1 protein-coding gene is annotated in these 1,333 nt (G+C 39.9%); it reads left to right on the top strand.

The genetic code is table 11. From position 1 onward, the window contains the following. Nucleotides 1–1,326 (top strand): Hop family adhesin SabA/HopD (sabA, locus tag H7N67_RS07880; RefSeq protein ID WP_187939616.1); only part of this gene is annotated, 1,326 nt, incomplete at its 5' end. Between the last annotated feature and the right edge of the window lie 7 nt (nt 1,327–1,333).

A 1,333-nucleotide genomic window follows, 5' to 3' on the forward strand; every position in this document is an offset into this window, starting at 1 on the left:
GCTCTTGAAACCGCGCAAAAGCTTATGGATTTAATCGAACAGGCCAAGGTTTCTATGGTGTGGAAAAATATCATCATCGCAGGTGTTTCAAACAGAGCCGGTGGTGCTGGTGCTATCACATCCACTGGTCCTGTAACCGACTATGCGGTGTTTAACAACATCAAGGCGATGCTACCTATCTTGCAACAAGCGCTCAAACTAACTCAGAGCAACCACACCCTATCTACTAACTTGCAAGCTCAAGCTATGGGATCTCAAAAAAATCGTGAATTTGCTAAAGACATTTACGCTTTAGCTCAAAACCAAAAGCAAATCCTTTCTAACGCTTCAAATATCTTCAATCTCTTTAATTCCATTCCTAAAGACCAACTTAAGTATTTGGAGAACGCTTACTTGAAAGTGCCGCATTTGGGTAAAACCCCTACTAACCCTTACAGACAGAATGTGAATTTGAATAAAGAAATTAATGCGGTTCAAAACAATGTAGCTAATTATGGCAATCGGATTGATTCGGCTTTAAGCGTGGCTAGAGATGTTTATAATTTAAAATCCAATCAAACAGAAATCGTAACCGCCTATAACAACGCTAAGAATTTGAGCGAAGAGATTTCTAAACTTCCCTATAATAAGGTCAATGTAACAAACATCGTTATGTCGCCTAAAGATTCTACAGCGGGTCAATACAACTACCAAATCAACCCAGAGCAGCAATCCAATCTTAATCAAGCTTTAGCGGCGATGAGCAATAACCCCTTTAAAAAAGTGGGCATGATCAGCTCTCAAAACAATAACGGCGCTTTGAACGGGCTTGGCGTGCAAGTGGGTTATAAGCAATTCTTTGGCGAAAGCAAAAGATGGGGGTTAAGGTATTACGGCTTCTTTGATTACAACCACGGCTACATCAAATCCAGCTTTTTCAATTCGTCTTCTGACGTATGGACTTATGGCGGTGGGAGCGATTTGTTAGTGAATATTATCAACGATAGCATTACAAGAAAGAACAACAAGCTCTCAGTAGGTCTTTTTGGTGGTATCCAACTCGCAGGGACTACATGGCTTAATTCTCAATACGTGAATTTAACAGCGTTCAATAACCCTTATAGCGCGAAAGTCAATACTTCCAATTTCCAATTCTTGTTCAATTTGGGTTTGAGAACCAATCTCGCTACAGCTAAGAAAAAAGACAGCGAACGTTCCGCGCAACATGGCATTGAACTAGGCATTAAAATCCCCACCATTAACACGAATTACTATTCTTTTTTAGGCACTAAGCTAGAATACCGAAGGCTTTATAGCGTGTATCTCAATTATGTGTTTGCTTATTAATGGTTTA

The organism is Helicobacter pylori (assembly GCF_014498195.1).
Lineage (GTDB): Bacteria > Campylobacterota > Campylobacteria > Campylobacterales > Helicobacteraceae > Helicobacter > Helicobacter pylori_DO.